Consider the following 17,636-nt stretch of genomic DNA (forward strand, 5'->3'; position numbering starts at 1 on the left):
TTTTAAGGTGCTTTGGTGTCTGGATTTTTATATAGCTTTCCCCTGATACCTTCTTTTCAGGAAAGTATCTCAGATGAATAAACCATATAAAAGGATCGGCTATGTCAGTAGCTCAGGGTTTTCGTTAAAGGTTTTCCATAACAATTCGCCAAACAGGGTATTTGCCCATGCAAACCATTCTCTGGTGAACTTTTTGTCATTGTCTTTATGGAAGGACTCATGCATAAAGCCTGTTCCTCCGTGCGTTTTCTGTAAGGTATCTATACACCATCTGATCTCACTTTTATCTTTGGTAGTGAGAGCCTTCATGATGATACTCATTGGCCAGATCATATCCAATCCGATATGCGGCCCTCCTATTCCTTCTGCCAGCTTACCTTTGAAGAAGAACGGGTTGTTTTCTGACCATACAAATTTTCTTGTATTCAGATAAACAGGGTCATCAGCTTTCACCGCATCCAGATAAGGCAGTCCCAGCAAGCTTGGACAGTTCGCGTCATCCATCAGGTTATAACTTCCGAAGCCGTTCACTTCAAAAGCATAGATTTTTCCAAATTCAGGATGATTGTAAATTCCGTATTTTTTGATGGCTGCCTCTACCTCATCTGCAAGGCTGTTCAGTTGCTGAGCCAACGTTTTTTCATTTTTAATCTGAGAAACCATTTCTGCAGCCTGACGCAAGCTTACAACAGCAAATAAGTTAGACGGAATCAGGAATCCATAAATAGTAGCATCATCACTTGGACGGAACATAGAGCTGATAAGACCAACCGGTTTTGTTGGATACCCATATCCTCCCATTGGAACTCCATCTGTTGCCCAGGCTGTTGTACGCTCGAATTTGTAGGGTCCGAGGTCATGTTTTCTCTGCTGTTCTGTAAAGGTCTGCAGGGTAAGCTTAATTCCCTTCAGCCAGTTGGCATCAAAAGGTTTTGTATCTCCTGTTGTTTTCCAGAAGTGGTAGGCCAGACGGATAGGATAGCAAAGCGAGTCTATCTCCCATTTTCTTTCATGGGTACCCGGTTTCATATCAGTATGATCATACTCTTTCCATTTACTGATCTTCTGATCATCGTTATAGAAAGCATTCGCATAAGGATCCTTCAGGATGAAAGCAGTCTGCTTGTGAATCACTCCTGAGATCAGCTTGTGCAGCTTTTCATCTTTCTTCGAGAACTGGAGATAAGGAAAAACCTGCGCCGAGCTGTCACGAAGCCACATGGCATCAATATCCCCGGTGATCACATAGGTATCCGGTGTTCCGCTGGTTTCTGTATAATAAACAGTAGTATCCAATGTATTCGGGAAGCAGTTTTCAAAAAGCCAGCTTAACTCTTTGTTTTTTACTTTCTTTTTAAACGCTGCAATAGCATTTTCTACGGATTCGCTGGCAAAATGTCTTTTCTCTTTAGGGACGCGGACAACAGGAAAATCGTCCAGTACTAAATTTTTAGCAAAAACATTCTGTGTAAACAGCAATCCGGCTCCTGCCAGTGCACTTGTTTTAATAAAATTTCTCCTTTCCATTGATACTTTGTTTCGTTTATTTTTATAGTTTTATTTTACCGGTTTGCTTCCCATTACGAATCTCAGTTCGCCGCCGTTCATGATATCGCTGTGGTGTAGTTCCCAGCTTTTATATTCTTTGCCGTTCAGGAACATTTTCTGTACATAGATATTCTTGTCGGATACCTTGTCAGCAATTACAGTAAAAGTTTTTCCATTCTCTAGTTTTAATGATGCTTTCGGAAATTGTGGCGCTCCTATGGCATAAACAGGTTTTCCCGGTGTCACAGGATAAAATCCTAATGAAGAGAAAATATACCATGCAGACATCTGACCGCAGTCTTCATTATTGACAATCCCATCCGGTTTCGCCGCGTACATATTGTCACGGATGTATTTTACCATTTTCTGAGTCTTGTAAGGACTTCCTGCATAGTTGTACAGGTATGGAACATGATGTCCAGGTTCATCCCCGAATCCTAATGATCCAATGAATCCTGAGATATCAACGTGCTGCTCTCCTTCCATATGCAGCGCTTCTGTAAAGGTTTTATCCAGCTTTTCTTCAAACCCTTTTTTCCTCCGTACAGATTCATCATTTCATCAATCTGATGCGGAACAAAGAAATCATACGCCCAGATATTTCCGGAAACCCAGTGTGGCTGAAGCTTTTTCCAGTCGTTAAGAGTGAAATCTGATAAGAATTTTCCGTCTTTCTGTCTTGGCCAGAAGTGGTTATTTTCTTTATTGAAGGTATTCAGGAAGTTCATAGAACGTTTTCTGTAAACTTCTGCTTCATCTTTTACCTAATTTTTCTGCCAGCTGCTGAATGCACCAGTCATCATATGAATATTCAAGTGTTGCAGACACGGAAGCACCGTTTTCTGATGGTGTATAACCTAGTCTGATATAATCATTAAGACCTCCACCTCCATCACTGCTGCTCATTTTATCCGTTAAAGAAGCATCTTTCATCGCTGCAAATGCTTTTTCGGCATCAATACCCGGAACTCCTTTTGAGATAGCATCCCAGATTACTGAAGCACTGTGATAACCCAGCATACAGAAGTTATCATATCCGCAAAGCTCCCAGATCGGCATATGATCTTTACGGTCTGTATATCTGCTGATCAGAGAATTGGCAAATTCTTTGGTGTGTTTCTGATCCATGATGGTCAGCAGCGGGTGAGTTGCTCTGAATCCGTCCCAGTATGAATACGTACTGTAATTCGTGAACCATTTGGTATTCATATTTTCCTGGGCGGCAACATAATCTCCGTTCACGTCCATATAAAGATTGGGTGCAATGAATGTATGGTAAACGCCGGTATAGAAAATTTTTCTCTGATTATCTGTTCCTCCTGTTACCTGAAATCTTCCGATAAGATCTCTCCAGGTTTTTTGGGCAGTTTCTTTCGCTTTCGCAAAGTCAATATTTTTTGCTTCGGTATCGAAATTTTCCTGTGCGTTTTCTGTACTCACCGGAGATAAAGATACTTTTACTTCAATGCTTTCCTGGTCTTCTGTTGAAAATCTTACGAAAGCTTTGGCATCCTTGGCAAGGGCAATTTTTTCATCATTTTTGATTTTTCCGTCAGCATAAACGCCGTAAGACTTAAACGGTTTGGAAAACTCCATCACGAAGTAAGCAAACCGTTTACCTCCCCAGCCATTGCTGTAGCAGTATCCTTTGATTTTATTATTGCCTTCCACACTGACTAAGGTATGGTAGATATTTCCGAAAATTTTATTGGTAGGATCAATAATGATGTTTGATTCATTACTCTTTGGAAAAGTATATTTATGAAATCCCACTCTTGGAGACGCAGTAAGCTCTGCTTTAATTCCGTAGCTGTCCAGCATCACAGAATAATATCCCGGGGATGCTATTTCTTTATCATGGGTAAATGTTGATCGGTAACCAGTTTCCGGTTTTTCTTCTGACCCGGGAACCATTTTTATCTGTCCTACAGTAGGCATAACCAGAATATCCCCAAGGTCGGCCCACCCTGTTCCGCTAAGGTGATTATGACTGAATCCCATGATCGTTTTGCTGCTGTAATGATATCCTGAACACCAGTCCCAGTCGCCACTTTTCGTATTCTGATCCGGGCTCAGCTGTATCATTCCGAATGGCGTGGTTGCCCCCGGAAATGTATGTCCATGTCCTCCCGTGCCTATGAAAGGATCTACCCAGGATAAAACATCATTTTTATTTTGCTGGGCATTAGCTACAGACATCAGGGTGGTAAAAAAGCAGATAAGCAGTTCTTTTTTCATGATAGAGAGGTATCGGAATTTTTTGTTTTAAAGTTGGTTTAAAAATAGGAAAACCATTATACAATTCCCAGAAAACAAAGGAAAATTAAAATGATTAACCTATTTTGCTAAACTTATATTACTGTATTAAATTGAATTCTTTTTCATAAAATCAATGATTTCTGAGATATATCCAAAGGCAATAGCAACCACAGTATCAGCCGCACCGTAATATACTGTTACTTTATCTCCTTCTGTCAATGCCGCACAAGGGAATACCACGTTCGGCACATCTCCGGTAAGTTCATACAATTCAGCCGGAGCCAGTAAATAAGGCTTCGTTCTGTACAATACTTTTGTAGGGTCTTCAAGGTCCAGCAAAGCTGCTCCCATTGAATATCTGAATCCTCTGCAGGTATTGATCACTCCATGATAGAAAAGCAGCCATCCTTCTTCTGTTTTGATAGGAACAGGTCCTCCCCGATCTTCGTACACTGCCATGCACTGTCTTCGAAAGGCGTTACTTTCATCACGCAACGGTGTTCTCCCCAATATTTCATATCAGGACTATAACTGATATAAATATCTCCGAAAGGCGTATGCCCGTTATCACTCGGACGGCTCAACATGGCATATTTACCGTTTATTTTTTCAGGGAACAAAACACCGTTTCTGTTGAATGGAAGAAAGGCATTTTCACACTGGAAAAATTCTTTAAAATCAAAAGTATACCCGATTCCGATGGTTGGGCCGTTGTATCCGTTGCACCATGTGATCCAGTAACGGTCTTCAATGAAAGTTACGCGGGGATCATATTTGTAATCGGATTCAATCATATCCGTATTTCCTGCCTGCATTTCAATAGGATCATGGTTGATATCCCAATTAATCCCATCTTTACTGAAACCGGCAAAAATATTCATCTGCACGGCCTTGTTATCACAACGGAATACCCCAGCGAACCCATCTTCAAAAGGGATTACTGCACTGTTGAATATACTGTTGGATGTTGGTATCGCATATCTGTTAATGATCGGGTTTTCGGAAAACCTCCACATGATATCACTGCAACCTTCCGGGCGATCCTGCCAAGGGATCATTACTGATTGAGCTGTCATAAAGTTTTTAACTTTTTATTTAAAATTTGTTTATTAATTGTGTTCTTGTTCTTTCTGATTTTCAGGATAAGGGAAAGGAACAAATAAGGTGACTAAAAATGCGGGAATGGTAGCAATCAATACCCAGATAAAGAACATTTTATATCCGATCCCGTCACTGATCATTCCACTGAACATTCCGGGAATCATTACGCCAAGGTTCATAATTCCTGTTGCAAATGCATAATGCGCTGTTTTGTGTTTTCCGGGAGCAATCTGCTGCATCATGTAAAGCATTAACCCTACAAAACCAAATCCATATCCGAAATACTCTATTACTACAGCAATTCCTACTGGTAAAAGGTCAGCCGGCTGATAGTATGCCAGTAACGCATATACCACAAACGGAATATTAAATGCACAGCAAAGCCATATCAATGATCTTTTCAGTCCGCGTGCTGAGATAAAATATCCGGCCAGTACAGACCCTAAAATAAATGCTGCTGAGCCATAAGTTCCATAAACCAGCCCTATATCCGAAGTGGATAATCCTAATCCTCCTGACGACCTTGGAGCCTTAAAAAACAGAGGAGCAATTTTGATCGCAAATCCTTCTGCAAAACGGTACAGAATAATGAAAAGCACAGACCATACAATATTTTTTTTGGTAAAGAAAGAAGTAATGACTTCCAATAATTCTTTACGGACATTTCCGGCTGTTTTTTCTTTTTTCTGTTCTTCTCTGTTTTCATCCGGAAGAATGAAATAGTGATAAATCGCTAATGCAAAAAACAGTAAGGCATAAATTGCCATAATGATCATCCATGCATTGGTAACTCCTTTTGTTTTTTCCAAAACCCCTGCACAATAAACGAGCGCTCCACTGCTGATAATTTTAGCAAGATTGTAAAAAGCACCCTGCCAGCCGATATATCTTGCCTGTTCCTTATTGGTAAGAAAGCCAATATACGTTCCGTCTGCTACGACATCATGGGTGGCTCCGCAAAATGCCACTACTACAAAAAGGGCAATACTGTATTTGAAAAAATCATGCATCGGCAGACTTAAAGCTATCAGAGCAAACAGAATTCCTATGGCAAACTGGGTAAAAACAACAAAGAACTTTTTAGTTTTATAGATCTCCAGAAAAGGGCTCCAAAGCGGCTTCAATGTCCATGCAAACAGGATAAGCGCTGTCCAGAATGTGATCTGCGAATCCGAAACACCCATATCTTTATACATAATTCCTGAAACCGCATTAATGGTTACAAAGGGTACTCCCATTGCAAAATATAATGTGGATATCCAGAGAATTGGCTGGATCCGACGGGTTCCGGGATTGTTTTTTCCCATATTAAAAGTAAGATTCTAAAGAAAAAGAGAACATCTCAAAAGATTCATTCAGGCTTAAAAAACGAAACTATAAATTTTTTGGAGGTTCTACTCTATCCTCCCGCCTCAATATTTGTTTCAGATAAACTGATTTTGAGATGTCTCTTTATTAATGAGTGATTCTGAATATTTTTATTTCTTATCCCACCAAAGCTTGGTTCCTCCGGTATCAGGGCCGTTCAGCATTTGAGCAGCCTGCTGGTAATTATACAATGACGTTTTCGTATCAATAGTGAAAGGAATTCTTCTGATCATTGCCTCTGTACTGATTGCACCGCCACTATCATTTTTTCTTACTTTGAAAAGAACCGGATATCCTGTTCTTCTCTGTTCTGCCCAGGCTTCCGGTCCGTTTGGATAAAGGGAAAGCCATTTCTGGGTAATAATTCTTTCTAATTTTCTTTCGTTGGTATCACTGTTATTCCATGCAATAGTGATGGTACTTAACTGAGGGTTTCCAACAGGTACGTTATTATCCGGATTTTTCGGATCAACATAAGGAGCTTCTGTAGAAGTTGTATCAGCAAGGTAAGCGGCAACGCTTGCACTTTTCCCCATTCGCCGAAAGATTGCTGAACCCCTGTGGTATAGTTCGTTTGAATATCGCCCGCTCCTGCATATCCTCTCAAAGCAGCTTCTGCTTTAAGGAACCATGTTTCTGCAGCGGTGAATAATTTCATTTTACCATCTGTAGCAGAGAAATAATCTCCGTTGGCAGATTTTGCCTGTGGTTGCGAGAATCCTCCATACGTTGATTTACCATTTAATAAATCAATTCCCTGACGGATTCCTATATATTTTCCCTGTAAGCTTGGATCAGATGCAGGAATAGCATAAGCAGGAAGTCTCGGGTCATTGTATCCGTTCATATAAGCCATCAATGGAGCACCAATTAAACAATCTCCCCATGAGTAAATGATAAAACTCAATTCTGATTGCCCAACACTGATCAATGCATTATCCGCATTATCAGTAATCAATCCCGCAGATGAAGCTAATGCCTCTTCAGCATATTGTTTAGATTTTGCCGGATCTGCATAGCTCATTCTCATCGCTAATCTCAGCTTTAATGAATTGGCAAGCTTTGCCCACTGAGAAATATTTCCATTAAATACCAGATCTGCTTTTTTCAATGCGGCCTTATCACCTTCATTTTGATTAGCTGGCATATTCTGTACCTTTTGAAGGTCAGTAATAGCAGCACTAAGATCGTTAATAAAATGCAGGTAAGCCTCCTGTTGAGAGTCAAAATCAGTGACGCCGTTTGCATTAGGTGTCTCATATTTGCTGTACACTACCGGACCATGGCTATCTGATACTCTGGCCGCAGTGATGACTTTTAATATTTTCTTTACCGCAAATGTAGCTGTAAAGTCTATGTCAGGATAAAAGTTTTTAGCTGCATTATCTATGATGATGGAATAATTGAAAATATCCTGCTGTCTGGCAATAATTCTGTTGTTCCAACCATCCATCATGAAATATGTCAAATTGTTCTTCCCTCCATTAAAAGGAGTTGCTGTGCTGAACATACCACTGAACATATCTGCACTTAAATTAGGATATAACTGATAGTCTGACTGTAATCCTCTTTGAATAGATTTTAAAGGATTAACAACCGCATTATAATCAGCATAAAAAATTTCAGGGTTTCCAAGTTTCTCCTGGTTATATTGATCAAGATCACCGCATCCTGAAGCTGTCATCAGCACTACCGCACCTAATACCAGTGTTTTAATATTTTTGAATTTCATTTTCGTTAAATTAGAAGTTAGCCTTTAATGATAGTCCGATAGATCGTGTAATTGGAAGTCCAAATGAATCAACTCCTACCCCACCTGGTGTATTTCCGGATACTTGTTCCGGATCGAATGGAGCTTTTTTATAAAAGAAGAATAAATTTGTTCCAACAAGACTTACTGTAGCATTTCTCATATATTTGGAATTAATATCAAAGCTATATGAGATAGAGGCCTGACGTAAACGAACTGTTGTTGCGCTATACATATAAGCTTCATCAATTCCTGTCCCGATACCACCGGCACCACCAGTCCTTTTATAATATGCTTTTGCATCAGTAACTCCATTATAGGCCTGTCCTGCATTAGGGGTGCCTGGAGCGTATACAGCATTCGGAATAGATACTCCGCCAGCATCTCTTGCATCAGCTGTCGTCTGGCTTACTCCATATAAATCATTTGCTTTCTCCGTGAGAGACAATACTTTACCTCCGAATTTACCATCAATAAGGAAAGAAATTCCCAGCTTACCAATATTAAAAGAGTTATTAAAACCCAGAATAAACTTAGGATTCGGATTGCCCAAATATTGAGGATCTCCTGTAGTCCCCAATGGAACACCATTCTCATCTACCAAGATACGTCCCTGATCATCTCTTTTGAATTTAACTCCATAAAGATCTCCAAATGATCCACCTAATCTCAGTTTTGTAAAATCTCCTCCTCCTGTTAATGCAAATAGCTGATTTTCTGATATAGGCAGGCTTGATGGGAACAATTCTACAATTGTATTCTTATTTGCTGAAGCATTCACGGTCGTTGTCCAACCAAATTTTTCAGCACCAAAGATTTTGTATGATAATGAAGCTTCAAAACCTGTGTTACGTATTTTCCCCGCATTAATATAATATGAACCTGACGGAATTCCTCCAAAGTTTGAGCCTATAGTAGTTTCCAACAGCTGGTTAGTTGCATTGGAATTATAATAAGTAATGTCAAAATTTAATCTGTTATTGAGCATTCTTAATTCCGTTCCTGCCTCAAAAGTTTTGTTAAGTTCAGGTCTTGGGATTAGGTCTGGTCTGCTGGTTACAAATGAACTCTTTGGATATACTATATTTCCTGCGTCTACCCCATAAGAGTATGCATTGTAATAAGCTACCATTGCATTAGAAATATTGGCAGGTAATCCTAACCCTACTGTTGCATAAGAACCTCTCACTTTCCAGAAGTTAATTGTTTCCGGAAGTTTAAAGATAGAAGATAAAATAGCATTTGCCCCTACCGATTCATAATCAAATCCGCTTCTTCCTGTTAATGCCAAAGTGGAATCCCAGTCATTTCTAAAGGTCATATCTACATAAAACATATTCTTATATCCTACTGAAGCACTTGCAAAAACTGATCTTACCTGTTTTTTCAAATTCCAGTAGATATTATGATATCCATCTCCCTGACTTCGGTCCACATTCCATTGAAGGTTGTTTATTGCAAATAAATTAGGATTTAACAAATAAGCATTATCAATCTGTGTTACTTTATTGCTTGTTGTATTAACGCTTCCTCCAACTGTAAAGTCTAAAGAAATTGATTCACTTAATTTCGGACTACCAATCAATAAAACATCACCATAGGTAGATGAATTTTCATATACATTTTTAAGCATTCTTCCATTTTGTCCTCCTGCTAATAAACTTGGTGCTGAATATGCTGAAATATCACGCTGGCTGTCTGAACTATTCCAGCTATAATTTCCTCTTACTCGTGCTGTCAGCCATGGATTGATTTGATAAGATAATGATACAGCACTGTATGCATTTTTATTTTTAACAGTAACCGGGTTTCTGTTTAAAATCCAATATGGGTTTTGTGTTTCCGGATTTCCTTTGAAACTTCCGTCCGGATTTACTTCCCACCAGTTTTGTGCTGGTAAAAGTCTCTTTTTATCTATAAAAGAATAATTATCTGGTCCATATTGATCAAAATCCACACCTCTTGGCAGCCAGTATAAGCTTGTTAAAGGAGAAAAAGAAGCTCCTGGTGTCTGTCTGTTTTTGCTGTCCTGTAAGGAGCCAATGAAGTTGGCATCCAATGTCAATTTATCATCCAGAAACTTACTTGAGTTTCTAAAAGAGACATTATACTGATCAAAATAAGACATTGGAATTACCCCTTTATTGGTTGTATTTCCAATGGAAAAATAGTTGGTTGATTTCTCGTTTCCTGACTGAAAAGAAAGGCTGTTTACCCAAGTAGTTCCGGTTTGCAGAAAATCTTTAAGATAATCCTTTGAACTTCCTTTTGCTCCCCAGCTCTCAATATTACTTCCTGGCGATTGATTAGGAACAGATGGGTCATAAGATAAATAGCTATGCTGCAGCTTCGGAAGGCTATAAGCTCTTTCTGCCGTTAAGCTTGTGCTGTAAGAAATAGAACTCTTACCTGCTTTTCCTTTTTTGGTAGTAATCAAGACAGCTCCGTTTCCACCTGCAGAACCATATAAAGCTGACGCTGATGCTCCTTTCAGGAAGTTAATACTTTCAATATCATCTGGGTTGATAGAGCTTAATACATCACCAGGATCCGGCATATTAGCATACTGGCTTATATCTGTAGATTTTCCTGTTCCATTGATAATAGGAATTCCATCCACTACATACAATGGCTGGCTATTGGATACAGACTTATTCCCTCTCATAATCACCCTTACGGAACTTCCTACACCATTGGTTCTGTTAATCTGTACATTGGAAACTTTTCCGTTGATCGAATTTAATAGGTTGGGAGTTTTCACTTCTGTAAGCTCATCCCCGCCAATCTGCTGACTGGAATACGTCAAAGAGCGGGCCTGCCTTTTTATCCCCAAAGAGGTGACTACGACCTCCTCAATACTGGTTGTCTTCGTAGTGTCGGCTGATTTTTTCTCCTGTGCATTCGCCGTAAGTGAAAAAACGAACAGAACGGGTATAACTGCTTTTCTCATAAGGTATAGATTCGTTAGATTTAATTGAGAATCAATGACATCACTTTATTTTTCAATACAAAATAAATTATTGGTTTTTCAGCAAAATTTTGCTGTTTATGTATTAAATTATTTAAAGTTTTGTTAAGATTTGATTCACATTCACAAATCTAAATTTTGTAACCAGTCTGATATAATACTATTTTATCATAAAACGATATTATTTTTTCAGCATTTTCGTTTAAATACGATTAACCAGCTCTATATCAAACCAATACACTCTATTATCAACAATCAAAAAAATAGGATTTATCTTAGTTTTCACCAAAATAAAACCGGATATGAATACCCGGTTTTCATTACGCCTTATGCTGAAATAATTAATATCTAAAAGCAAATTTTCAAAATCATTCAATTTTTTCACTCCTTTAAATTGTTCTTTAAATTCAGTTGGTGTTGTTTTTTTGATGGACTTAAATACCTTATTGAAGTTCGCAATATTATTAAAACCTGCTTCAAAAGCAATCTCAAAAACAGTAAGGTTCTTCTCCATCAGCCAGCGTGCAGCATAGCTGATCCTTATTTCATTCAGATAATTGATAAAGGTTTTCCCTGTTCTTTTTTTAATAAACCTGTTGAATGTCACATTGCTCATATTCACTAATGAAGCAACCTTATCCAGCGTTATTTTATTTTCAAAATTCTTGTGTACAAAATCATGTACAATCTTCATCTTGTCATTATCATCAAAAGTTTCAAGCTCAATACTGTATGATGACAAAAGTGTTTTATTATCCGCAATGGCCAATTCATTCAGAATCTTCATAATTTCTATGAAAGATTCAAAACTGTTCATCTTCGACAGGTTGAGAAACGAATCTTTTAGTTTTTCAGCTGTTTCCTCAGAAAACAGAATGCCTCTGATAGAATCCTTCATCAGATTGTTGATGGGTTTCAGAATATTTTTCTGCATCATGGACTGATTAAAGAAATCCTGATTGAACTGTATAGTGATTTCGTGGGTTTTTCTGTTTTTACACCGGTAATTTGCCCAGCAGTGTGGCAAGTTAGGCCCTACGAGAACTAATTCCAGATTACCAATTTCTCCGGTATGATCACCGATCATCCTGCGGTAGCCCTTTCCTTTATAAACAAAATTAATTTCAATCTCAGGATGGTAATGATAAGGAAAATCAAAAGAAGCTTTAATCCTGTCAAATACGAGAAAGCTATCCTCGGGAGATAGTGGAGTTATTTCTCTCAGAATGTTTTCTAATTTGCTCATACAGGCAGTTTTGAAAAAAGTTTTACTAATAGGGATCACAGTACAAATCTTTGTAAAAATGATAAAATAATATTAATGTAAAAACTTATTTTCGATTTATTTTATTCCTAATTCTGCAGATCAGATATCAGAAATTTGGGTTTCAATAATTTAATACCGTTCAAATCCTGCATTTTTGTATCTTTAATCTAAAGTTAAAGTATGCTGCAACCGCTTATTTTTGAAGATCATTATAAAAGACTGGGGCTCGAAGTCTTTTCAGAGGAAAGCCTGAAGAACTTCAGCGGAGATCTGTTCAGAACAGATATTAAAATATTTTTTATTCCTGCCGGATATGAGCTTACGGTCGATTTTAACGATTACAAAACCCAAAAACCTTCTCTTTTTTTCTGACCAACCAGCATCTGAGCATACAAAAAGGAAAGAATGAAGCTATTCTCCTTTTTTATAACCGCGATTTTTACTGTATCCAGATTCATGATAAAGAAGTAGCGTGCGATGGCCTTCTCTTTCATAATGTATTTGAAATTCCTTTTGTGGAGCTTGATCATTCTGAAACGGCTCTCATAAAAGATCTGTTTCAGAACATTAAAGATGAACTTGAATGGAAGGATTCGTCAGCAGAGGAAATGATAAGAACCTATGTAAAACAGATCATCATCCGGGCTACCCGGAAATGGAAAAAACAAAATTTAGATAATAACACCTTCAGAATTCCTGGCAGTGAACTTGATATTTTCAGGGACTTCAGCAGGCTTCTGGAAATTCATTTCAGAGAAAAGCATCACGTGGCAGATTATGCAGAACTGCTTCATATGGCTCCAAAAACCTTAACCCATAAATTTAAACATCTAAATCTCGAATCTCCCAATCAGTTTATCATCAACAGAATTTTACTGGAAGCAAAACGATTGCTTTTTTATACAGACAAGCCTGTAAAAGAAATTGCCTACGACCTTGGATATGAAGATCCGGCTTATTTCAACCGCCTTTTCACCAACAAAACAGGAAATACACCGGCCAATTTTAAAAAAATTACACTTCGGGAAAAAAGTACAATATTTAAGCCTTTTTATCTATTGAATACTTCCGAGCACCGACATACCTTTGTAACATCAAAATCAAACAACATTAAATACAAAAACAAACATTATGAGACGTAACGCAACAGCCGTTTGGAACGGTACCATCAAAGAAGGAAAAGGACATTTAACTACTCAGAGTACCACTTTAAACCAGACTCAATATTCTTTCAACAGCCGTTTTGCAGATGGCGTGGGGACAAACCCTGAAGAATTGCTGGCAGCAGCCCATGCAGGATGTTTCACTATGAAACTGGATGCAGAGCTTTCACAAGCCGGATATAACCCTGAAGAATTAAAAACAACTTCTGTCATCACTTTAGATCCCAACATTGGAAAGATTACAAAATCTGAGCTGACTTTAACCGCTAAGGTTCCTGGAATCTCAGAAGAAGAATTCCAGAAATTCGCTAAAATTGCTGAAGAAGGATGTCCTGTAAGTGCCGCATTCAACTTTGAAATTACATTGAATGCTACTTTGGAAAACTAATCCAAGTTTTCATTCAACATCAAATAGGAGCGGGCTTTAGCCCGCTTTTTATTTAAAATAAGAGTCCACTGGCTTTAGCCAAAACCTAAAGCCCAATATTTATCTGATAAACTTTTCCGGATAAAATATACCGAATGGTATATTTTTGTATATTTGCATCATATTTAAACATTTATAATGTCGAAGGCAGAAAAAACAAAACAGCATATCATTGAGAAAACAGCAACTCTTTTTAACACCAAGGGTTACATTTCCACATCACTGTCAGACATTACCCAGGCAACCGGACTGACGAAAGGCAGTATCTACGGAAATTTCGAAAACAAAGATGAAGTAGCCATTGAGGTGTATAAATATAATGCCGGAGTGCTTGGTAAAACCCTAAGCCGTTCTTTTGGAGATGAATTCCCGACTTCTTTGGATAAGCTTCATGCTTTTGCGGATTTTTACCGGAAAAACTGGAAGTTTGTCTTTGCAAACGGAGGATGTCCTTTGATGAATGCTGCAACAGAAGCAGATGATTCCTTTCCAGCCTTAAGAGCCCAGGTAAAAAGGTCTTTTGAGCAATGGATGACAAAAATATCAGATACAATTGCAGCAGGGCAAAGTAAGGGGGAAATTGATAAAAGTATCCGTGCTGAGCAGTATGCTTCTCTTTTTATTATGCTTATTGAAGGTGGAATCCTGCTTTCAAAAACAATGGGTGATCAAAGCTTTCTAAACCATGCTTTAGATAGAGTCTCCCACATGATTGATCATGAACTCAATATTCTTCCATCATAAATTATATAATATGGAAACAAAAAAAGTGGCTATTGTAGGATACAACAGAATTCCTTTTGCCAGAATGAATACCGCTTATTCGGAACAGGGGAACCAGGATCTCCTTCTTGCTTCTCTGAACGGATTGATAGACCGTTATCGTCTTAAAGGAAAGCGGCTCGGGGAAGTTGCCGGCGGTGCTGTAATTAAACACATTTCTGAAAGCAACCTCATCAGAGAAACTGTGATGAATACAACGCTGGATCCTGCAACTCCTGCATGTGATCTTCAACAGGCATGCGACACGGGAATTGAGGCAGCCATTTATATTGGAAATAAAATTGCCCTGGGCCAGATAGACTGTGGTATTGCATGTGGTGTGGAAGCCATGAGCAATATACCTTTTGAATCTTCATCCCGTTTGAGAAAAGCCCTTCTGAAAGCTAATAAAGAAAAGTCAGCGTTTGGAAAATTAAAACAATTACTGAGTCCGAAACTGAAAGACTGGATGCCTATACCCTACAAAGGACAGGAGCCCAAGACAGGTCTTGTTATGGGTGAACATACAGAAATTACTGCAAAATATTACAATATATCAAGACAGGAACAGGATGAACTCGCCTTAAAAAGCCATGAGAATATGGCAAAAGCTTATGATGAAGGATTCTTTGATGATATGGTCACCCCGGCTTTCGGTCTGGATAAGGATAACAATGTAAGACGTGACAGCAGTATTGAAAAGCTTTCACAGCTGAAACCTGCCTTCGACAGGCAGAACGGAACTTTAACGGCCGGAAATTCAACACCATTTACAGATGGAGCTTCAGCAGTTTTGCTGGCCAGTGAGGAATGGGCAAAAGCCAATAACCTTCCTGTTTTAGCTTATATCAGCTTTTCAGAATTGGCAGGAATAGAATATGTTGAAAATAAACAGGATCTTCTTCTTGCACCGGTTTTTGCAGCAGAAAGAATGCTGAAAAAAGCAGGAATGAATCTGTCTGATTTCGATTATTATGAAATTCACGAAGCATTTGCCGCACAGGTTTTAGCCACCATAAAAATCTGGGAAAATGACGAGCTGGCCAAAAAATTCGGACTGGAGAAAGCCCTGGGAAAAATAGACCGGAACAAACTGAATGTAAAAGGAGGAAGCCTTGCAGCAGCCCATCCTTTTGCCGCAACCGGAGGAAGAATTATTGCAACCCTGGCAAAATTACTTCATGAAAAAGGCAGCGGAAAAGGATTTATATCCATCTGTGCAGCCCGTGGACAAGGAGTAACGATGATTTTAGAAAAATAAAAACTCAAGTATGGATAGACTCGCACAATTAAAACAATTCATCGGAAAAGAATTTGACCAGTCGCCCTCCCCTTTTATGAAATGGCTCAATCCTGTTGTTCTTTCTGCAGAAGAAGGTCAGCTGGAATTTCAATATACCATAAGACCGGAATGGCTGAACCCTGCCGGAAACCTTCACGGTGGAGTTACCGCTGCCATTATAGACGATATCATTGGCGCTACCATGTTTTCTTTAAATGAAAATTCTTTCATTACCACGATAAATAATGTCATCGATTATTTTTCAACTGCAAAAGAAAATGATAATATTGTAGCCGAAACTAAAATCATTAAAAGAGGTAAGCAATTCGTCAATGCACAATGCGAAATATGGAACGCAGACAAAACACGATTAATCGCAAGAGGAACCTCAAATTTATTCAAAATCAATAACTAAGTATGAAGAGAGTTGTCATTACAGGTCTGGGCGCAGTAACGCCTTTGGGAAATAATGTCGAAGAATTTTGGCAAAACAGTATTAAGGGAGTCAGCGGCGCAGGACTCATCACCCATTTCGATACAGAAAAATTTAAAGTACATTTTGCCTGTGAGGTAAAAAACTTTGACCCTAAAGTATATCTGAACCACAATGAAATCAAAAGAAGCGACCTGTTTACACAGTATGCCATGTATGCTTCTTCGGAAGCCATTCAGGATTCCGGGCTGGAACTTGAAAAGATGGATCCGTTCGATACCGGAGTAATCTGGGGAACAGGACAGGGTGGAATGTGGACCTTCGAAAAAGAAGTAATGGATTTTGCAGCGGGTGATGGCACACCCCGTTTCAATCCTTTCTTTGTTCCAAAGTTTATTGCCAATATGGCTTCGGGAATGATTTCCATGAAATATGGTCTTCAGGGAATTAATTATACTACAGTTTCTGCGTGTGCAACAGGAAATACGGCATTAATGGATGCCTTTAACTATATCCGTCTTGGAAAAGCAAAAGTAATCATCAGTGGCGGTTCTGAAGCGGCTATTACACCGGCTTCCATCGGAGGATTTTCTATTATGAAGGCCATGTCTACAAGAAATGATGATTTTTCAACAGCCAGCCGTCCTTATGATGTAGACAGAGATGGATTTGTAATGGGTGAAGGTGCCGGAGCATTGGTACTTGAAGAATATGAACACGCTGTTGCCCGAGGAGCAAAAATCTATGCAGAATTAGCAGGAGCAGCAATGACCGCAGATGCTTACCACATGACAGCTCCTCATCCTGACGGTGTTGGCGCTATTAAAGCAATGCAGCTGGCAGTGAAAGAAGCAGGAGCCAACATGGAAGATATTGATTACATTAACCCTCACGCTACGTCTACACCGATTGGAGATACGATTGAATTAACAGCCATCAACAAAGCGTTTAAAGGAAGCAAGAACCTTGATATCAGTGCCACAAAATCCATGACCGGGCATTTGCTGGGGGCAACCGGCGCTGTGGAAGCGATTCTTTCCATTAAAGCCATTCAGAATGGGATTATTCCTCCAACGATTAATCTTCACAATATTGATGAGAGTATTCCTAAAGATATCAATATTGTATTTGGTGAGGCGAAAGAAAAGAACATTAATTTTGCATTGAGCAATGCCTTTGGATTCGGAGGACATAATGCCACTGTAGTATTTAAGAAATTCAGCTAATCTGATTAGATAATTGGAAATCCCTGTATGAAAACCATGCAGGGATTTTTTTGCAGTTTAAAACTTAAAAAGCAACCAAAAC

At 38.8% G+C, this 17,636-nt stretch carries 13 protein-coding genes and 2 pseudogenes; 7 read left to right on the plus strand and 8 right to left on the minus strand.

Going from position 1 to position 17,636, the window contains the following annotated elements; translation table 11 throughout:
- Positions 1-99: 99 nt before the first annotated feature.
- The 8 genes and pseudogenes from OWR28_RS22230 to OWR28_RS22275 form a co-directional block, all read right to left on the minus strand.
- Entirely contained in the window at positions 100-1,527 is a 1,428-nt protein-coding gene (locus OWR28_RS22230) for a glycoside hydrolase family 125 protein (RefSeq protein ID WP_332388564.1), read from the minus strand.
- 30 nt (positions 1,528-1,557) lie between these two features.
- Positions 1,558-3,786, minus strand: a pseudogene (locus tag OWR28_RS22245) (GH92 family glycosyl hydrolase).
- 126 nt (positions 3,787-3,912) lie between these two features.
- Positions 3,913-4,883 (minus strand): annotated as a pseudogene (locus OWR28_RS22250) (glycoside hydrolase family 130 protein).
- A 33-nt stretch (positions 4,884-4,916) separates the two neighbouring features.
- Complete coding sequence (locus OWR28_RS22255; protein ID WP_332388568.1) at positions 4,917-6,215, minus strand: MFS transporter; 1,299 nt, start codon at positions 6,213-6,215, stop codon at positions 4,917-4,919.
- 171 nt (positions 6,216-6,386) lie between these two features.
- Positions 6,387-6,812 (minus strand): SusD/RagB family nutrient-binding outer membrane lipoprotein, encoded by a 426-nt coding sequence (locus OWR28_RS22260; protein WP_332388569.1) that lies wholly within the window; start codon positions 6,810-6,812, stop codon positions 6,387-6,389.
- Positions 6,698-8,008 carry a SusD/RagB family nutrient-binding outer membrane lipoprotein gene (locus OWR28_RS22265; protein WP_332388570.1) on the minus strand — a complete coding sequence of 437 codons (1,311 nt, stop codon included), beginning with the start codon at positions 8,006-8,008 and terminating at the stop codon, positions 6,698-6,700. The genes OWR28_RS22260 and OWR28_RS22265 overlap by 115 nt, the downstream gene beginning before the upstream one ends.
- Positions 8,009-8,018: 10 nt before the next feature.
- On the minus strand, positions 8,019-10,976 hold the full coding sequence (locus tag OWR28_RS22270; protein ID WP_332388571.1) for a SusC/RagA family TonB-linked outer membrane protein: 2,958 nt from the start codon (positions 10,974-10,976) through the stop codon (positions 8,019-8,021).
- 220 nt (positions 10,977-11,196) lie between these two features.
- Complete coding sequence (locus tag OWR28_RS22275; protein ID WP_332388572.1) at positions 11,197-12,240, minus strand: AraC family transcriptional regulator; 1,044 nt, start codon at positions 12,238-12,240, stop codon at positions 11,197-11,199.
- Positions 12,241-12,441: 201 nt separating this feature from the next.
- On the opposite strand from OWR28_RS22275, the gene OWR28_RS22280 reads away from it, so the two are divergent.
- The 7 genes from OWR28_RS22280 to fabF all read left to right on the plus strand — a co-directional run bounded on the left by OWR28_RS22280 (position 12,442) and on the right by fabF (position 17,554).
- On the plus strand, positions 12,442-12,633 hold the full coding sequence (locus tag OWR28_RS22280; protein ID WP_332388573.1) for a hypothetical protein: 192 nt from the start codon (positions 12,442-12,444) through the stop codon (positions 12,631-12,633).
- A gap of 143 nt (positions 12,634-12,776) precedes the next feature.
- Positions 12,777-13,403: an AraC family transcriptional regulator gene (locus OWR28_RS22285; RefSeq protein WP_332388574.1), complete on the plus strand. Its 627-nt coding sequence runs from the start codon at positions 12,777-12,779 to the stop codon at positions 13,401-13,403.
- Positions 13,393-13,812 (plus strand): OsmC family protein, encoded by a 420-nt coding sequence (locus OWR28_RS22290; protein WP_002982623.1) that lies wholly within the window; start codon positions 13,393-13,395, stop codon positions 13,810-13,812. Before OWR28_RS22285 ends, OWR28_RS22290 begins: the two co-directional genes overlap by 11 nt.
- A 177-nt stretch (positions 13,813-13,989) precedes the next feature.
- Entirely contained in the window at positions 13,990-14,595 is a 606-nt protein-coding gene (locus tag OWR28_RS22295) for a TetR/AcrR family transcriptional regulator (protein WP_332388575.1), read from the plus strand.
- Positions 14,596-14,605: 10 nt separating this feature from the next.
- Positions 14,606-15,874: an acetyl-CoA C-acetyltransferase gene (locus tag OWR28_RS22300; RefSeq protein ID WP_332388576.1), complete on the plus strand. Its 1,269-nt coding sequence runs from the start codon at positions 14,606-14,608 to the stop codon at positions 15,872-15,874.
- 10 nt (positions 15,875-15,884) lie between these two features.
- Positions 15,885-16,310 carry a PaaI family thioesterase gene (locus OWR28_RS22305; protein WP_332388577.1) on the plus strand — a complete coding sequence of 142 codons (426 nt, stop codon included), beginning with the start codon at positions 15,885-15,887 and terminating at the stop codon, positions 16,308-16,310.
- Positions 16,311-16,312: 2 nt separating this feature from the next.
- Positions 16,313-17,554, plus strand: a complete 1,242-nt coding sequence (gene fabF, locus OWR28_RS22310) for a beta-ketoacyl-ACP synthase II (RefSeq protein WP_332388578.1) — start codon at positions 16,313-16,315, stop codon at positions 17,552-17,554.
- Positions 17,555-17,636 lie beyond the last annotated feature (82 nt).

Origin of the sequence: Chryseobacterium sp. 1B4 (genome assembly GCF_036631475.1) — a bacterium.
Classification (GTDB): Bacteria; Bacteroidota; Bacteroidia; order Flavobacteriales; family Weeksellaceae; genus Chryseobacterium.

Bases quoted from the DNA above. Each gene is read 5' to 3' on its own strand.
- OWR28_RS22265 (WP_332388570.1), bottom strand. From the start codon at position 8,008: ATGAAATTCAAAAATATTAAAACACTGGTATTAGGTGCGGTAGTGCTG.
- OWR28_RS22305 (WP_332388577.1), top strand. From the start codon at position 15,885: ATGGATAGACTCGCACAATTAAAACAATTCATCGGAAAAGAATTTGAC.
- OWR28_RS22260 (WP_332388569.1), bottom strand. From the start codon at position 6,812: ATGGGGAAAAGTGCAAGCGTTGCCGCTTACCTTGCTGATACAACTTCT.
- OWR28_RS22270 (WP_332388571.1), bottom strand. From the start codon at position 10,976: ATGAGAAAAGCAGTTATACCCGTTCTGTTCGTTTTTTCACTTACGGCG.
- OWR28_RS22255 (WP_332388568.1), bottom strand. From the start codon at position 6,215: ATGGGAAAAAACAATCCCGGAACCCGTCGGATCCAGCCAATTCTCTGG.
- OWR28_RS22290 (WP_002982623.1), top strand. From the start codon at position 13,393: ATGAGACGTAACGCAACAGCCGTTTGGAACGGTACCATCAAAGAAGGA.
- fabF (WP_332388578.1), top strand. From the start codon at position 16,313: ATGAAGAGAGTTGTCATTACAGGTCTGGGCGCAGTAACGCCTTTGGGA.
- OWR28_RS22280 (WP_332388573.1), top strand. From the start codon at position 12,442: ATGCTGCAACCGCTTATTTTTGAAGATCATTATAAAAGACTGGGGCTC.
- OWR28_RS22275 (WP_332388572.1), bottom strand. From the start codon at position 12,240: ATGAGCAAATTAGAAAACATTCTGAGAGAAATAACTCCACTATCTCCC.
- OWR28_RS22295 (WP_332388575.1), top strand. From the start codon at position 13,990: ATGTCGAAGGCAGAAAAAACAAAACAGCATATCATTGAGAAAACAGCA.
- OWR28_RS22230 (WP_332388564.1), bottom strand. From the start codon at position 1,527: ATGGAAAGGAGAAATTTTATTAAAACAAGTGCACTGGCAGGAGCCGGA.
- OWR28_RS22300 (WP_332388576.1), top strand. From the start codon at position 14,606: ATGGAAACAAAAAAAGTGGCTATTGTAGGATACAACAGAATTCCTTTT.